Consider the following 15,134-nt stretch of genomic DNA (forward strand, 5'->3'; position numbering starts at 1 on the left):
CCCCGCGTGTCACCCGCCCGGGGGCCGGCAGCGCTCCCACAGCTCGGGCGGCAGCCGTGCCGCCCGTCGCCGCAGGCTGGCGCGGGGCACGTGCCGGGGCGTGGTCCGGAGCCAGTACGGCGTCCCGCCCAGGGTGCCGGGCGGCAGCGGCACGGCGTCCGGGGGGAGCGGGCCGTCCACCGCGCCGGTGACCGCCGCGACCCGCACGGTCCCGGTCTCCTCCCGGACGGCGACGACGAGAGCGAGCCACACCGCCTCCGCGGGCTGACCCGCCTCGCCCGTCCCGCCGCCCGCCCCGTTCGCCTCGCCGCCTGTCCCGGCCGCGCCGTCCGGGGCTTCGCGCGCGGGGGCCGCCCACCAGATCTCGCCGGGCCGCGGCAGCCGAGCGGCGTCGCGGGCACCCGCCCGACGCCCCCGGGCGGCCCGTCCGGCGCCGTCCACCAGCGCCGCCACGAGCGCGAGCAGCACCACCGCGCCGAGCGCGCACCACGTCCAGGTCTGCACGCCGCTCTCCCTCCGGTCACCCGGACCAGGGCAGCTCCGGACGGCTGTACGAGCGTTCTCGGCCCCGACCGTACCCCGCGCTGGTGATTCCGCCCACACCACAGCCCTGCGGAGGAGTCAGCGGGCCGCTCGCGGCTTACGCTCGGAAAACCCCGCCTTACCCGCCAGGGCGGGCCCCCACCGGCCGCCCACGGAGGTTCCCGCTCCATGAAGCTCACCGTCGTCGGCTGCTCCGGGTCGTTCCCGTCCGCGGACTCGGCCTGTTCGAGCTATCTCGTCGAGGCCGACGGGTACCGGCTGCTTCTCGACATGGGCAACGGGGCGCTGGGCGAACTGCAGCGCCACTGCGGGCTCTACGACCTCGACGCCGTCATGCTCAGCCATCTGCACGCCGACCACTGCATCGACATGTGCGGGTATTTCGTCGCGCGCTACTACCGCTTCGAGGGCGGGCGCTGCGGCCCCCTCCCCGTGTACGGGCCCGACGGCACCGAGAAGCGGCTGACCACGGCGTACGACGACACCCCCTCCGACTCCTCCATGAGCGAGGTCTTCGACTTCCACGTGCTGGACCCGGCGGTCTCCGTCGAGCTGGGGCCGTTCGTCGTCCGTACGGACGCGGTGCGGCACCCGGTGGAGTCGTACGGCTTCCGCATCGAGCAGCCTGGCACCGGCCGCACTCTCACCTACTCCGGGGACACCGGCCCCTGCGCGGAACTGGCCGGGCTGGCCGAGGGCGCGGACCTGTTCCTGTGCGAGGCGTCCTTCACGCACGGCAAGGAGGACATCCCCGAACTGCACCTCAACGGCAGGCAGGCCGGGGAGTTCGCGAGCGGCGCGGGCGCGGGGCGGCTCGTGCTCACCCACATCCCGCCGTGGACCGACGCGCAGACCAACCTGCGGGACGCGAAGGGCGCCTTCGACGGCCCGGTGGACCTGGCCCGGCCCGGCGCGGTCTACGAGGTCTGACCCCCGCCCGCCCCCGCGGCGCGCGGCCCGTACGCACGCGGCGCGGCCCCCGTACCTCCGCGAGGTACGGGGGCCGCGTCGTGGCACCGGCCGGTCAGCGGCGGCCGGTCGCGCCGGTCACGCCTTGTACTGCTCCTTCTCCTCCTGCTCGATCTCCTCGTCCGACTCCCGGCCCGGTGTGGGCAGGTTGAACTTGGTGATCGCGAAGCGGAAGACGAAGTAGTAGACCACCGCGAAGCACAGGCCCACCACGACCAGCAGCCAGGGTTTCGTGGCGATGCCCAGGTTGAGCAGGAAGTCGATCGCGCCGGCCGAGAAGCCGAAGCCGTCCTTCATGCCGAGCGCCCAGGTCAGGGCCATGGAGACACCGGTCAGCACCGCGTGGATGGCGTACAGGACGGGCGCGATGAACATGAAGGTGAACTCGATCGGCTCCGTCACACCGGTCACGAAGGCGGTGAGGGCGATGGAGAACATCATGCCGCCGACGACCTTGCGGCGCTCGGGGCGGGCGCAGTGGTACATCGCCAGACAGGCGGCGGGCAGGGCGAACATCATGATCGGGAAGAAGCCCGTCATGAACTGGCCGGCCTCCGGGTCGCCCGCGAGGAAGCGGGCGATGTCGCCGTGCGCACCGTCGTACTCGCCGGCCTGGAACCAGGGGAAGGAGTTGAGCAGGTGGTGCATGCCGACCGGGATCAGCGCACGGTTGGCGACGCCGTAGATGCCGGCGCCGGTGGCGCCCGAGCCGACCAGCCACTCACCGAAGTTGTGCAGACCGGTGCCCAGGACGGGCCAGATGTAGCCGATGGCGATACCGATGAACAGACCCGCGAAGGACGACAGGATCGGCACCAGGCGGCGCCCGCCGAAGAAGCCCAGCCAGTCGGGCAGCTTCTTGCGGTGGTAGCGCTGGTAGAGCAGGGCCACCACGATGCCCATGATCACGCCGCCGAGCACGCCCGCGTCGACCGCGGGTGCCGCCTCGACGATCTTTCCGTCGACCACCTCCTGCACCTTGGGCAGGTTGTCGTCGGTGAAGACGCCCAGCACGTTCTTGAAGACCAGGTAGCCGACGACCGCGGCCAGGCCCGTGGAGCCGTCCGACTTCTTCGCGAAGCCGACCGCGATGCCGACGGCGAAGAGCAGCGGCATGTTGTCCAGCAGAGCGCTGCCGCCGGCTCCCAGGAACTCGGCGATACGGTTGAGGAAGGCCGGGAAGTTGTCCCGCCCCAGCATGTCCGGCTGCCCGAGCCGGACCATCAGCGCGGCGGCGGGGAGGGTGGCGATCGGCAGCATGAGGCTGCGGCCGATCCGCTGGGCGACGGCCATCGCGTTCGCGCCGCGGCCTTTCTTGCCGGCCTTGTCGGCACCGGCCGAAGCACTAGCCGTGGGCATATGTTCCTCCTGGTAGGCGTGGGGCGGCCGGGTGAGCGGACCGTCCATGCCAATGGTCTAATCCACTAAGTGGTTTAGACCATTCCTAACACGGGCTCGGCGACGAGGGAATCCACCGGCTGGAGTGGCGTGCGTCACTATCGGGAACTATTCCCGGACGCGCCCATCATCTGCTGATCCCGCAGTGCACGCCCGTGAGGATGGACTGAACGTGGACTACCGTGAACACACCGCCTCATGGGCCCCCACCAGGGCCTTGACACCAGGAGAAGCAGATGGCCACCAAGGCTGAGAAGATCGTCGCCGGACTCGGCGGGCTGGAGAACATCGAAGAGATCGAAGGCTGCATCACCCGCCTTCGCACCGAGGTCGCGGACGCCGCGCTCGTCGACGAGGCCGCGCTCAAGGCCGCGGGTGCCCACGGCGTCGTCAAGATGGGCACGGCGATCCAGGTCGTCATCGGCACCGACGCGGACCCCATCGCCGCCGAGATCGAGGACATGATGTGAGCGGCCGGTCGCACTGACCAAAGCCCTCGGCCGACCGCGGTCCAAGCGCCCGCTCCGGCCCCCGGCGGGGCCCTCGCCGTTCCCGGCCGCACACGGTCCACCGGCCCGAAGCGGAACGGGCCCCGCCGGTGAGCCGCTAGGCTCGCCCCCATGTCTCAAAGCGACGTCCCCCGCATCGACGGGAGGACACCCGACCAACTGCGCCCCGTCACACTCGAGCGCGGCTGGAGCAAGCACGCCGAAGGATCGGTCCTCGTCTCCTTCGGCGACACCAAGGTCTTCTGCACCGCGAGCGTCACCGAGGGCGTGCCCCGCTGGCGCAAGGGCAGCGGCCAGGGCTGGGTCACCGCCGAGTACTCGATGCTGCCCCGCTCGACCAACACCCGCGGCGACCGCGAGGCCGTACGCGGCCGGATCGGCGGCCGTACCCACGAGATCTCCCGCCTGATCGGCCGCTCCCTGCGCGCGGTCGTGGACTTCAAGGCGCTCGGCGAGAACACCATCGTGCTCGACTGCGACGTCCTCCAGGCGGACGGCGGCACCCGCACGGCAGCCGTCACCGGCGCGTACGCGGCGCTGGCCGACGCGGTGGCCTGGGCACAGGAGCGCAAGCTGACCAAGAGCAAGGCGCAGCCGCTGACCGGCGCCGTGTCCGCCGTCAGCGTCGGCATCATCGGCGGCGTCCCCATGCTCGACCTCTGCTACGAGGAGGACGTGCGCGCGGAGACCGACATGAACGTCGTGTGCACGGACGACGGCCGCTTCGTCGAGGTCCAGGGCACCGCCGAAGGGGCGCCCTTCGCCCGCGACGAGCTGAACAGCCTGCTCGACCTCGCGGTCAAGGGCTGCGCCCAGCTCGACGGCGCGCAGCGGCTGGCGCTCGCCACCGCGTAGGCGAACCGAGCGCATCACGCGCCCCGCGTACGCCGACCGGGCCGTGTTTCCGGGCTTGATCGGCAACTTTACGAGTGCTTTACGCGTCTGAGAAGGTACGGGCCGTACGGGTCATGCCGTGCGGCCCGTCCGGCTGTTCAGCCGTCGGGCGGACCGTCCGTCCACTCAGGAGGGGAACACTCGTGCGTCGCACACTGGGGACCACCGCCGCCACCGCCGCCACTGTCGCGCTCACCGCCTCACTCATGGTGGGGTGCGGCGCGCTGGACAAGGCGCTGGACTGCGCCAACACCGCGGTCACCATCGCCGGGACGGTGGACGACCTGCAACAGGCCGTCTCCGGCGCGACCGAGGACCCGGTGGCGGCCAGAGAGGCACTGACGAGCATCGACAAGAACCTCGACAAGCTGGAGGACCAGACCGACAACGGCGACGTCAGCCAGGCGGTCAAGGACATGAACAAGGCCGTCGGCGACGCCCGTACGGACCTGGAGGAGGGCCGCACCCCGGACACGGGCCCGATCGGGGACGCGGCGGACAAACTCACGGGCGTGTGCTCACCGGGCTGAGCGGACCGGCGCGCGCCAGCGTGGGGCGGCTCAACGGGCCGCCGGGCCGGGCGGGCCCGGCGGCCGGCTGAGTGCCCTCCCGGAGCGGGCGGCTGCGAGAATCCGGCCATGAGCCAGCGCCTGATCCTCGCCACCCGCAACGCCCACAAGGTCACCGAGCTGCGCGCGATCCTCGCCGCGTCCGGGCCCGCCCTCGATCTGGTGGGCGCGGACGCCTACCCCGAGATCCCCGACGTCAAGGAAACCGGCGTCACCTTCACCGAGAACGCCCTGCTCAAGGCCCGCGCCCTCGTCTCGGCCACGGGCCACCCCGCCGTCGCCGACGACTCCGGCCTCTGCGTGGACGTCCTCGGGGGAGCGCCGGGCATCTTCTCCGCGCGCTGGGCGGGCACCCACGGCGACGACCAGGCCAACCTGGCCCTGCTGCTCGCCCAGCTCGCCGACATCGACGCCCCCCACCGCGCGGCCCACTTCGCCTGCGCCGCGGCCCTCGCGCTCCCGGACGGCACCGAACGCGTGGTCGAGGGCCGCCTCTCCGGCACGCTGCGCCACACTCCCGCGGGCACCCACGGCTTCGGGTACGACCCGATCCTCCAGCCCGAGGGGGAGACGCGCACCTGCGCGGAGCTGAGCCCGGCGGAGAAGAACGCGATCAGCCACCGGGGCCGCGCCTTCCGCGCCCTGACCCCGGTGATCCACGAACTCGTGGGGTGAGGGACGAGGGTGAGCCCGGTGGGATTCGAACCCACGACACACCGGACCTAAACCGGCGCTCTCTAGCCGCTGGAGTACGGGCTCGTCGGCACCACTCTACTGGTCAGGCCGCTTCCGGTGCAGCCGGTCCTGGCCTGTTACCCGGCGTGAGTGGGTGACTGTCTGACTGTGGCACGAAGGGCAGAGATAGCGGAGGTTGGCCAGCCGGTTGTCGAGTCGGTCACCATTGATGTGATCGATCTCCAGGACCAGAACCTTTCCTCTCCAGAGACTGCCTGTGCCGCATTCGCCGCACAGGTAGTCGACGCCCTTCTCCCGCAGTGCGCGATCGAGTTGCTCCCGCCGTACGCGACGGGACCCGGGATCCAGCAGGCGCAGAATCGCGTCGGCCGACTTGCGCTGCGGTGATTCCCGATTGCGGTAGTGGGCCTGTCCGGTGAAGTGCGCTGTGCTGATGGCAAAATGGGTCAACTCGCGCTTCACGCGTGCGCGGACAGCTGCCGTGTCGGTCATTCCGCATTCTCGGATGACCCCGGCTATGCTCGTCGCCTTCGCGACAGCCGCACGAAGATCCTTTTCTGGAATCGCCGCTCCGGCAGGCCCCTGGCGCCGGAAATGAGAGGTATCGACGGCGAAGTGCCGCAACCGCCGGGTGAGATGTGTGTATGCGCTGCTGTACGGGGGAATTCCGAGGTACTCAACCATTTCCCGCATTGATGTGGAATGTGTCGCAGCCTCTTCGAGGAGATCTCTGGTGTAGCGCCGCGGAGGCCGGTATGGGAGCGGCTCATCGACAAAATGACGAGTGTCGATGGCGTAGTGGGCTACGCGCTGGCGGAGGTAGCGGAGAGGGCTGCTACCGAGCGGCTGCCCAAGGTAGCGCAGCATGTCGACGAATGAGCCTGAGCGCTCCGCTGCGTGGGTGAGTCGTTCCTTGGTGAATCGAGGGGCAGGTGCGCTCATGTGCCCTGCCCACTGATCTTCGCGCGCTTCCTCCCGCGGAACGTGTCGGTAGCCGCATGGCAGTTGGGACAGAGCAGCCGCAGGTTCTGCTCGCGGTTGTCCCACCAGTTGCCGTCGATGTGATCGACCTCCAGGCGGAGCGGTTTGCCGTTCCATTCCGGTCCGATCGCGCATTCCGCACAGTGCTCCTCGCGGCCGAGGCGGAGCAGCGCAGCGCGTAGGCGGCTGCCCTCGGTGCGGCCGTCCTCCGGGCTGCCCAGCACAAGCAGGTCGCTCCGTGGCCGGGTGGGTGATTTCGGCGGGAATCTGAAGTGCGAGGTGTCGATGCCCAGTGCTGCTATGCGGCGGCCGATGTGCGCTTGGTTGCCGCCGACGGGATCGATTCCCAGTCGGCGTACGACCTCGACTGTGGTCCGGGAGAGCCGCACCGCCTCGCGCAGACGGCGTTCGGTGTGTCTGACTCCCTCGCGTTCAAGGTGCGATGCGTCGATGTGCCACTTCCGCAGCAGTTGTCGGGCGTACCTGCGGCTGCCGTTGGTCGGGTTGCGTCCTAGCCGGACGAGGGCTTCGGACAGCGTCGCCGAGAGCCGGACGGCGTCGGCCAGTCGTTCACGTGAGTACGTACTGGGCATCTGCCCTCCCCGAACTGCCGTGGATTCGGCCCTGTGGAGTGGCCTCGTACGGAAGAACGAATGGAAAGGGCGAGAGTGACGCCCGTGCGGGTCAGAAGGCCGGGGTGGGGGCCTGTTCGCGGGCCATGGTCTCGGCTTCCTCCTTGGTGGCGACCGACGGCGGTGAGCCGTCCAGCGGTTTGCGTGCCGTCTCCTTGAGGCAGAGCACGGAGATGATGCCGACGACCGCGAACCCCGTCGTGTAGAAGGCGGGGGCCAGCTTGTTGCCCGTGCTGTTGACCAGGGCCTCCATGACGACCGGGGTGGTGCCGCCGAAGAGTGACGCGGAGAGGTTGTAGCCGATGGCCAGGGAGCCGTAGCGCACCTCGGTGGAGAAGAGGGCCGGGAGCGTGGCCGACATGGTGCCCAGCAGGCACACCAGGCAGCCGCCGAGGAGGAACATCCCGCCGAAGATCGCGAGCGTGCCGCCCTGCTGGAAGAGGAGGAAGGCGGGCACGGTCAGTACCAGGAAGCCGACCATGCCGGTCATGAGCAGCGGCTTGCGCCCCACGCGGTCGCTGCGGCGGCCGATGTGGATGATGGCGGTCATCATCACGGCCATCGTGACGATGGTGGAGACCAGTTCCATGGACTCGGGGTAGTCGAGCGTCTCCTCGACGTAGGTCGGCATGTAGGTGAGCAGCATGTAGTGCGCGACGTTGTAGGCCGCGACGAGGCTGATGCACTGGACCATCGTGCGCCAGTGGGCGCCGAAGATCTCCTTGAGTTCCTTCTGCGGCACGTCCTCCGAGAGGGCCGGGCCGCTGCGCCCGGGCGCCTCCGCCGCGTCTCCCGCTGATTCGGCGGAGGTGCCCGCCTCCGGCTCGCCGGTGCGGGTGGCGCGCGACTGCTCGGCCTCCAGCTTCCGGAAGGCCGGAGTCTCGTCGAGCCGCATCCGGAGGTAGAGGCCGACGATGCCGATCGGTCCGCCGATGAGGAAGGGCACGCGCCAGCCCCAGGCCTCCATCCCGGAGTCGCCGAGGGCGGTGGTCAGGAGGAGGACGAGCCCGGCGGCGAAGGTGTATCCGGCCAGGGTGCCCAGCTCCAGGAAGCTGCCGAAGAAGCCGCGCCGCTTGTCCGGCGCGTACTCGGCGATGAAGGTGGCCGCTCCGCCGTACTCGCCGCCGGTGGAGAAGCCCTGGACGAGGCGGCAGAGGATGAGCAGGATCGGGGCCCAGACGCCGATCGCGTCGTAGCTGGGGATGAGCCCGATGGCGAAGGTGCCCGCGGCCATCAGCATCATGGTGAGGGCGAGGACCTTCTTGCGGCCCACGCGGTCGCCCAGCGGCCCGAAGAACATGCCGCCGAGCGGCCGTACGAGGAAGGAGACCGCGAAGGTGCCGAACGACGCCAGGGTCTGCACGCCGTCGCTGGCCCCGGAGTAGAAGACGTGGCCGATGGTGACGGTCAGGTAGGCGTAGATGCCGAAGTCGAACCACTCCATGGCGTTGCCGAGCGCCGCGGCCTTCACCGCGCGCTTGACCACCCGTTCGTCGGTGACGGTGATGTCACTGCGGCGGATGCGCGGGTTCAGGCGCCGCCGGACCGCCCGGTGCAGGAGGCGGTGCCGGGGGAACGCCGTCGGATCGGGGGCCTCGCTGTGCATGAGTCATGTGTACCGCGCAGGAAACACTCCAATCCGGCGCGGTTGGGCCAGACGCGTGCGGCTGGGGCCGTCAGATGGCGAGATCCTTGATGAGCTTGGCAACGTGGCCGGTCGCCTTGACGTTGTAGAGCGCGTGTTCGACCTTGCCTTGCTCGTCGACGACGATGGTCGAGCGGATGACGCCGGTCACCGTCTTGCCGTAGAGCTTCTTCTCGCCGTAGGCGCCGTAGGCGTCCATGACCTCCTTGGAGGGGTCGCCGACGAGGGTGACCTTGAGGCTCTCCTGCTCGCGGAACTTCGCCAGCTTCTCCGGCTTGTCCGGGGAGACGCCGATGACGTCGTATCCGGCGCCCGCCAGCAGGTCCAGGTTGTCGGTGAAGTCGCACGCCTGCTTGGTGCAGCCGGGGGTGAGCGCCGCGGGGTAGAAGTAGACGATGACCTTGCGGCCCGCGTGGTCGGAGAGCGAGACCTCCTTGCCGTCGGCGTCGGGCAGGGTGAAGGCGGGCGCGGTGTCGCCGGGCTGGAGTCGCTCGCTCATGGGGTGCTCCTTCGAGGGTCGGTGCCGTACGGGACGAGCGTAGCGAGGTGTCCGTTTGGGGGAGCCGCGGGGCGCGCACGGTGCGGAGCTGACAGACTGTCCGGTACGAGTGCAGGTGTGGTTCTACGAGTAACGACGGAGGCAGCGCGGTGTCTGATGCCAGGACCCCCGTGGACATCGAGGCGGACATCGTCCGCAGGCGGCGCGAGCTGGCCGTCGCGCTGGACGAGATCGCCGTGCGGGTGCACCCGCAGACGATCATGGGTGACGTCAAGGCCAAGGCCGCCGCGAGCGTCGACCGGACGGTGGGGCGGGCGTACGTCGCGGTGAACCGCGGCGTGACCGAGGTGCGGGCGCAGTTCGTCGGCGCGGACGGCTCGCCGCGGCTGGAGCGGATCGTGCCGGTGGCCGTGGTGGCGGTCGTCGTGACGAGCGGGCTGTTCGCCCGGTCGGCCAGGCGCCGGCGGCGCTGATCCGGCGTCGGCCCAGCGGTCGGTGGTGCGCCGGGCCTGTTATACGGTCGTCGCGTGAGTTCCCTGACCCCCGCCTCTGATTCCCCCCGGCACGACAAGCTGCCGATCCGGATGCTGCATGACCGCGTGCTGGTCCGGACGGACATCCCGGAGGGCGAGCGGCGTTCCTCGGGCGGCATCGTGATCCCGGCGACGGCGGCGGTCGGCCGCCGGCTGAACTGGGCCGAGGTGGTCGCCGTCGGGCAGAACGTGCGGACGGTGGAGCCCGGTGACCGGGTCCTCTTCGATCCGGAGGACCGGGCCGAGGTCGAGGTGCGGGGGGTGGCGTACGTGCTGATGCGCGAGCGCGACCTGCACGCGGTGGCGGCCGAGAGGCTCCAGGGCTCCGAAGACTCCACAGGTCTATACCTTTAGCGCTCGCCCGGTGCTCCGAGGCGGCCTCGGAGCACCGGGGCGGCCGGTCTTGAGCGCCCGAGCCGTCAGCGCCGGGCTGCCAGCCTCAAGCCGTCAGCGCCGCCGGCCGTCAGTGCCCCGAGGTGACCTTGAGGCCGACGACGGAGGCCAGCAGCAGGCAGATGAAGAAGATCCGCGCCGCCGTCGCGGGCTCGCCCAGCGCCAGCATGCCGACGATCGCCGCCCCTGCCGCGCCGATGCCCACCCAGACCCCGTACGCGGTGCCGATGGGCAGCGTACGGGCCGCCTGTGCGAGCAGGATCATGCTGGCGGCGAAGCCCGCAACGGTGAAGACGCTCGGCCAGAGCCGGGTGAAGCCTTCGGTGAACTTGAGCCCGATGGCCCAGCCGACCTCGAGCAGGCCGGCGAGTGCGAGCAGAATCCAGGCCATGACGGCACCTCCGTGATTCGATCATTTACGGGGTGCGTCGTCTTTTCCTGGTGGAGCGGACCCGGTACGGCGCGTCTCGTCGGGTTCCCCCTACCGTAGCAAACCCGGGCCGACGCGGCTCCGGCGCTGGTCAGCCCTCGCCGCCGCCCAGGGCGGCACCGCTCTCCGGGCCGCCGACCTCGCCGCCGGGGTCGCCCCCGCCGACGTCGCCGCCGCCGCCCGGATCACCACCCCCGACGTCGCCCCCGCCGACCTCACCGCCGCCGGGATCGCCGGAGCCGCCGCTCCCCTCGGTCGTCCCCTCCGGGGCACCGCCGCCGACGTCGCCCCCGCCGACGGCTCCGCCCGTGGTCGGCTCCTCGGTGTCGGGAGGCGGCTCGGTGCCCGGGTCCTCCGGCGGTTCCGAGTCGCCGGGGGGCTCCGGCTGCTCGTCGGCCGGGGGCTCGGTGCCGGGCCCGTCGGTGGGCGGGCCGGTGGGCTGGGTGTCGCCGCTGGGAGGCGCGGGCGGCAGGCTCGCGTCGCCGTCGTCGCCGGGCTGGAGGTCGAACTCCTTGACCGGCTTCCCCTCCAGCGCCTCCGCCGTGTACGCGCCCCAGATCTGCGCGGGGAAGCCGCCGCCGTTGATCCGGGGGAGCCCGGCGGCGCCGTAGAGCGGCTCGTGTCCGCCCTCGGGGTTCTGGCCCATCACGCTGATGACGGTGGCCAGCTCCGGCGTGTACCCGGCGAACCAGGCGGCGCGGTCCTCCTCGGCGGTGCCGGTCTTCCCTGCGGCCGGGCGCCCGGCGGTCTGGGCGGCGGTGCCGGTGCCGCCCTCGACCACGCTCTGAAGGACGGCGGTGGTGGAGTCGGCGGCCTCGCGCGGCACGGCGCGCTCGCCCTCGCGCCCCGGCAGCTTGATGACCTCGCCGCCCCGGGTGGCCTTCTTGACCAGCGTGTGGTCGCGGTGCTCGCCGTGCCGGGCGAGGGTGGCGTACGCCTCCGCCATGTCGAGGGTGGAGGCGGTGGCGACGCCGAGGGCGATGGAGCCGTCGGCCGGCATGTTGGGGGTGTCCTTGGGCAGGCCCAGGTCGATCGCGGTGTCCTTGACCTTCTGCGGCCCGATGTCCACACCCATCTGGGCGAAGACGGAGTTGACCGACTTGTCCATCGCGGTGGTGACCGGGATCTGGCCGTAGGAGCGGTCGTCCTCGTTGGCGGGGGCGTAGTCGGTGGGCTGCCCGTCGCTCATGACCCGGCGCTTGTTGGTGCCGTCGTAGACGGTACGGGCGCGGATGGGGCGGCCGTCCTGGGTGGTGGAGCCGTGGTCCAGGGCGGCGGTGTAGAGGAACGGTTTGAAGGTGGAGCCGACCTGGTAGTCGCGGCGCGTGGCGTTGTTGACGTACTGCTTGAGGTAGTCGATGCCGCCGTACATGGCGACCACCTCGCCCGTCTTCGGGTCGATGGAGGTGCCGCCCGCGCGGACGTACTTGTCGACCTTGCGGTCCTTGCTCAGCTGCGACATCAGCTGCTCGTCCACGGCGTCGACCAGCGCCTCCTGCCGCTTGGGGTCGATGGTGGTGGTGATGCGGAAGCCGCCCGCGCGCAGCCTGCGCTCGTCGATGATGCCGTTGTCGACGAGGTACTCCTCGACGGCCTTGACGAGGTAGCCGCGCTGCCCGGACAGCGCGTTGGGCGGCTTGTACGGGCCGGGCTCGGGGAACTTCATCGCGTCCCGCCTGCCCTGCTCGAGCCAGCCCTCCTCGACCATGCCGTCGAGTACGTAGTTCCAGCGGGCCACCGCACGCTTCTTGTTCTCCGGGTGGGCCCGGGTGTCGTACGCGCCGGGGGCGTTGACCAGGGCCGCCAGGTAGGCGCTCTCGGCGGTGGTGAGGTCCGCGGCGGCCTTGCCGTAGTAGGCGTGCGCCGCCGCCTGGATGCCGTAGGCGTTGCGCCCGAAGTAGCTGGTGTTGAGGTAGCCGAGCAGGATCTCGTCCTTGCTCACCTCGTTGTCCAGCTTGAGGGCGATGAAGAACTCCTTGGCCTTGCGGCTGAGGGTCTGGTCCTGGGTGAGGTAGTAGTTCTTCACGTACTGCTGGGTGATGGTCGAGCCGGACTGCTTGCCGCCGCCGGTGACCATGTTCCAGCCTGCGCGGGTCATGGCCGTCAGGTCGACGGCGGACTCGCTGTAGAAGCTGCGGTCCTCGGCCGCCAGCACCGCGCGCTGCGTGGTCCGGGGGATCTGGGACAGGGTGACGATCTCCCGGTTGACCTCACCGTCCCGGGCGATCTGGGTGCCGTCGGCGTAGAGGTAGACGTTGTTCTGCGCGGCTGCGGCCTTGTTGGGTGCCGGGATGTCGACGAGCAGGTAGCCCGCCACCAGGCCGCCCGAGAGGATGAGCACGATCATGAGGAACGAGCCCACCACGAGGCGCCAGGTGGGGATCAACCGCCGCCAGCCCGTCCGGGGGCGGCGTGCCGCCTTGCCGGTGGCGGCCGTGCCGTCCGCCGTGCCGGTCGCGCCCGCCGCGGGCGGGCTCCCCGCCTTGCCGCCCGCTCCGCCTGGCTCGTCACTCATCGTTGCAGGCACTCCTCGTCCACCGGTGGGCGATTCGCGTCGTACGCCCCGAAATCACTGTCGCATCATCCCTGCCGTAAGCCGCTCGGTGTCGAACGGCCACACCCGCGCCACGTCGTGGCCGTCCCCCATCCGAGTGCGCTCACCCGGTCGCGCGGGGGCCGCCGTACGGAAACCCGTGGCAGCGATCCCGTCAGGTCGTCTAGGCTCGCGTGCTTCGGCTGTTTTCAGGTGTCGTACGGAAGTGCTACTGGGTAGACGGGGGAGCGGCCCAAAAGGATGCGCTATGTGCCACTCTATTTCGCTGTCGCGGCCAGCAGCTTCCGGCGCTACTCCACTTACCGCATCGCCACTGCGGGCGGACTCTTCACCAACACCGCCTTCGGCTTCATCATCGCCTACACCTACATCGCCCTGTGGACGGAGCGCCCGGACCTGGGCGGCTACGACCAGGCGCAGGCGCTGACCTTCGTCTGGCTGGGCCAGGCGCTGCTGGCCGCGACGGCGCTGATGGGCGGGGGCGCGCAGGAGGACCTCCAGGCCCGCATCCGCACCGGTGACGTGGCCGTCGACCTCTACCGGCCGGTCGACCTCCAGGCGTGGTGGCTGTCGGCCGATCTGGGGCGGGCCGGATTCCAGCTGCTGGGGCGGGGGATCGTGCCCATGCTGGTGGGCGCGCTCGCGTTCGAGCTGGCGCTGCCCGGCGCGCCGCTGGTCTGGCTGGCGTTCGCCGTCTCCGTCCTGCTGGCGGTCGTCGTCGGCTTCGCGCTGCGCTACTTGCTGGCCCTGAGCACCTTCTGGCTGCTGGACCCGGCCGGGCTGAACACCGTGGGCATGCTGCTGGGCATCTTCTTCTCCGGGATGCTGCTGCCGCTCACCGTCTTCCCCGGCGCCTTCGGCGAGGTCGCCCGCCAGCTGCCGTGGGCGGCGATGCTCCAGGTGCCCGCCGACGTGCTGCTCCAGGAGCGTGCGGGGGCGGGCGGCGTGGCCGGTGCGCTCGGCTTCCAGGCGGTGTGGGCGGCGGTGCTGCTGGGGGCGGGGCGCGTGCTCCAGTCGGTGGCCACGCGCAGGGTGGTGGTGCAGGGTGGCTGAGCGGATCTGGTGGGGGATACGGGCGTACTGCCTCATCGTGATGATGTGGATTCGCGCGACGATGACCTACCGCGCGTCCTTCGCGATGATGACGCTGGGCAACTTTGTCATCACACTGCTGGACTTCGCGGCCATCGCCATCATGTTCACGCACATCGACCGGCTGGGCGGCTTCACCCTGGCGGAGGTGGCCTTCCTCTACGGCACCTCGTGCACCGCCTTCGGCATCGCCGACCTGCTGCTGGCCTCGCTCAGCAACATCGGCAGCCGGGTGCGCGACGGCACCGTGGACACCCTGCTGGTGCGCCCCGTGCCGGTGCTGGTGCAGGCCGCCGCCGACCGCTTCGCGCTGCGCCGCATCGGGCGGCTGGCCCAGGGCGTGCTGCTGCTGGGCTGGGCCCTCACCCGGCTGGACATCGACTGGACGCCGGTGCGCCTGCTGCTGGTGCCGGTGATGCTGCTCAGCGGCGCCGCGATCTTCGCCGCCGTGTACGTCCTGGGCGGTGCCTTCCAGTTCTTCGCGCAGGACGCGTCGGAGGTGCAGAGCGCCTTCACCTACGGGGGTACGACGCTGTTGCAGTACCCGCCCACGATCTTCGCCAAGGACCTGCTGCGCGGGGTGACGTTCGTGGTGCCGCTGGCGTTCGTCAACTGGCTGCCCGCGCTGCGGGTGCTGGGCCGGGACGACCCGCTGGGGCTGCCGGGCTGGGTGGACTTCGCCTCCCCGGCGGTGGCGGTCGCGTGCTGCGCGGTGGCCGGGCTGGCCTGGCGGGCGGGACTGCGCGGCTATCAGAGCACCGGCAGCTGAGCGGACGGGACGGTACGGGGTGGGCGAG

Annotated in this window: 17 protein-coding genes, 1 tRNA gene and 1 riboswitch; of the genes, 9 read left to right on the forward strand and 9 right to left on the reverse strand. The window is 70.8% G+C overall.

Annotated elements, in window-relative coordinates:
- Window positions 1–9: 9 nt before the first annotated feature.
- Window positions 10–504, reverse strand: a complete 495-nt coding sequence (locus H299_RS37250; RefSeq protein ID WP_051261985.1) for a hypothetical protein — start codon at window positions 502–504, stop codon at window positions 10–12.
- A 207-nt stretch (window positions 505–711) separates the two neighbouring features.
- Here H299_RS37250 and H299_RS0100590 point away from each other — a divergent pair, with 207 nt between their 5' ends.
- Complete coding sequence (locus H299_RS0100590) at window positions 712–1,473, forward strand: MBL fold metallo-hydrolase (protein ID WP_027746822.1); 762 nt, start codon at window positions 712–714, stop codon at window positions 1,471–1,473.
- 117 nt (window positions 1,474–1,590) lie between these two features.
- Here H299_RS0100590 and H299_RS0100595 read toward each other — a convergent pair whose 3' ends face one another.
- A complete protein-coding gene (locus H299_RS0100595; RefSeq protein WP_027746823.1) occupies window positions 1,591–2,871 on the reverse strand; it encodes a PTS transporter subunit EIIC in 1,281 nt (426 codons plus the stop codon).
- A gap of 275 nt (window positions 2,872–3,146) precedes the next feature.
- Between H299_RS0100595 and H299_RS0100600 the strand changes: the two genes are divergently transcribed.
- The 4 genes from H299_RS0100600 to rdgB all read left to right on the forward strand — a co-directional run bounded on the left by H299_RS0100600 (window position 3,147) and on the right by rdgB (window position 5,557).
- Complete coding sequence (locus tag H299_RS0100600; RefSeq protein WP_027746824.1) at window positions 3,147–3,380, forward strand: PTS glucose/sucrose transporter subunit IIB; 234 nt, start codon at window positions 3,147–3,149, stop codon at window positions 3,378–3,380.
- A gap of 150 nt (window positions 3,381–3,530) precedes the next feature.
- Entirely contained in the window at window positions 3,531–4,274 is a 744-nt protein-coding gene (gene rph / locus H299_RS0100605) for a ribonuclease PH (protein WP_027746825.1), read from the forward strand.
- A 182-nt stretch (window positions 4,275–4,456) separates the two neighbouring features.
- A complete protein-coding gene (locus H299_RS0100610; RefSeq protein WP_027746826.1) occupies window positions 4,457–4,843 on the forward strand; it encodes a hypothetical protein in 387 nt (128 codons plus the stop codon).
- Window positions 4,844–4,951: 108 nt separating this feature from the next.
- Entirely contained in the window at window positions 4,952–5,557 is a 606-nt protein-coding gene (gene rdgB, locus H299_RS0100615; protein ID WP_027746827.1) for an RdgB/HAM1 family non-canonical purine NTP pyrophosphatase, read from the forward strand.
- A gap of 10 nt (window positions 5,558–5,567) precedes the next feature.
- On the opposite strand, the gene H299_RS0100620 is transcribed toward rdgB, so the two are convergent.
- The 5 genes from H299_RS0100620 to bcp all read right to left on the reverse strand — a co-directional run bounded on the left by H299_RS0100620 (window position 5,568) and on the right by bcp (window position 9,335).
- A tRNA-Leu gene (locus H299_RS0100620) sits at window positions 5,568–5,641 on the reverse strand.
- A gap of 12 nt (window positions 5,642–5,653) precedes the next feature.
- Window positions 5,654–6,070, reverse strand: a complete 417-nt coding sequence (locus tag H299_RS40085) for an HNH endonuclease signature motif containing protein (RefSeq protein ID WP_486587101.1) — start codon at window positions 6,068–6,070, stop codon at window positions 5,654–5,656.
- A gap of 446 nt (window positions 6,071–6,516) precedes the next feature.
- Window positions 6,517–7,152 (reverse strand): HNH endonuclease signature motif containing protein, encoded by a 636-nt coding sequence (locus tag H299_RS0100630; protein WP_027746828.1) that lies wholly within the window; start codon window positions 7,150–7,152, stop codon window positions 6,517–6,519.
- A 91-nt stretch (window positions 7,153–7,243) separates the two neighbouring features.
- Window positions 7,244–8,797, reverse strand: coding sequence for an MFS transporter (locus H299_RS0100635; protein ID WP_027746829.1), 1,554 nt, complete (start codon window positions 8,795–8,797; stop codon window positions 7,244–7,246).
- Window positions 8,798–8,867: 70 nt separating this feature from the next.
- On the reverse strand, window positions 8,868–9,335 hold the full coding sequence (gene bcp / locus H299_RS0100640) for a thioredoxin-dependent thiol peroxidase (RefSeq protein ID WP_027746830.1): 468 nt from the start codon (window positions 9,333–9,335) through the stop codon (window positions 8,868–8,870).
- Window positions 9,336–9,484: 149 nt separating this feature from the next.
- Between bcp and H299_RS0100645 the strand changes: the two genes are divergently transcribed.
- Together H299_RS0100645 and H299_RS0100650 are read left to right on the forward strand one after the other, a co-directional pair.
- Entirely contained in the window at window positions 9,485–9,808 is a 324-nt protein-coding gene (locus H299_RS0100645) for a DUF3618 domain-containing protein (RefSeq protein WP_027746831.1), read from the forward strand.
- A gap of 111 nt (window positions 9,809–9,919) precedes the next feature.
- Window positions 9,920–10,222: a GroES family chaperonin gene (locus H299_RS0100650; protein ID WP_051262059.1), complete on the forward strand. Its 303-nt coding sequence runs from the start codon at window positions 9,920–9,922 to the stop codon at window positions 10,220–10,222.
- 109 nt (window positions 10,223–10,331) lie between these two features.
- Here the strand turns inward: H299_RS0100650 and H299_RS0100655 are convergent, their stop codons facing one another.
- Both H299_RS0100655 and H299_RS0100660 read right to left on the reverse strand, forming a co-directional pair.
- Window positions 10,332–10,652 carry a DMT family transporter gene (locus H299_RS0100655; protein ID WP_027746833.1) on the reverse strand — a complete coding sequence of 107 codons (321 nt, stop codon included), beginning with the start codon at window positions 10,650–10,652 and terminating at the stop codon, window positions 10,332–10,334.
- Window positions 10,653–10,683: 31 nt separating this feature from the next.
- Window positions 10,684–10,757: riboswitch (guanidine-III (ykkC-III) riboswitch) on the reverse strand.
- A 25-nt stretch (window positions 10,758–10,782) separates the two neighbouring features.
- On the reverse strand, window positions 10,783–13,206 hold the full coding sequence (locus H299_RS0100660; protein WP_027746834.1) for a transglycosylase domain-containing protein: 2,424 nt from the start codon (window positions 13,204–13,206) through the stop codon (window positions 10,783–10,785).
- A 279-nt stretch (window positions 13,207–13,485) separates the two neighbouring features.
- Here H299_RS0100660 and H299_RS0100665 point away from each other — a divergent pair, with 279 nt between their 5' ends.
- Both H299_RS0100665 and H299_RS0100670 read left to right on the forward strand, forming a co-directional pair.
- Window positions 13,486–14,298 carry an ABC-2 family transporter protein gene (locus H299_RS0100665; RefSeq protein WP_027746835.1) on the forward strand — a complete coding sequence of 271 codons (813 nt, stop codon included), beginning with the start codon at window positions 13,486–13,488 and terminating at the stop codon, window positions 14,296–14,298.
- Between the two features lie 40 nt (window positions 14,299–14,338).
- Window positions 14,339–15,106 carry an ABC transporter permease gene (locus tag H299_RS0100670; protein WP_078512415.1) on the forward strand — a complete coding sequence of 256 codons (768 nt, stop codon included), beginning with the start codon at window positions 14,339–14,341 and terminating at the stop codon, window positions 15,104–15,106.
- Window positions 15,107–15,134 lie beyond the last annotated feature (28 nt).

The sequence above is a fragment of the Streptomyces sp. CNH287 genome (assembly GCF_000424825.1).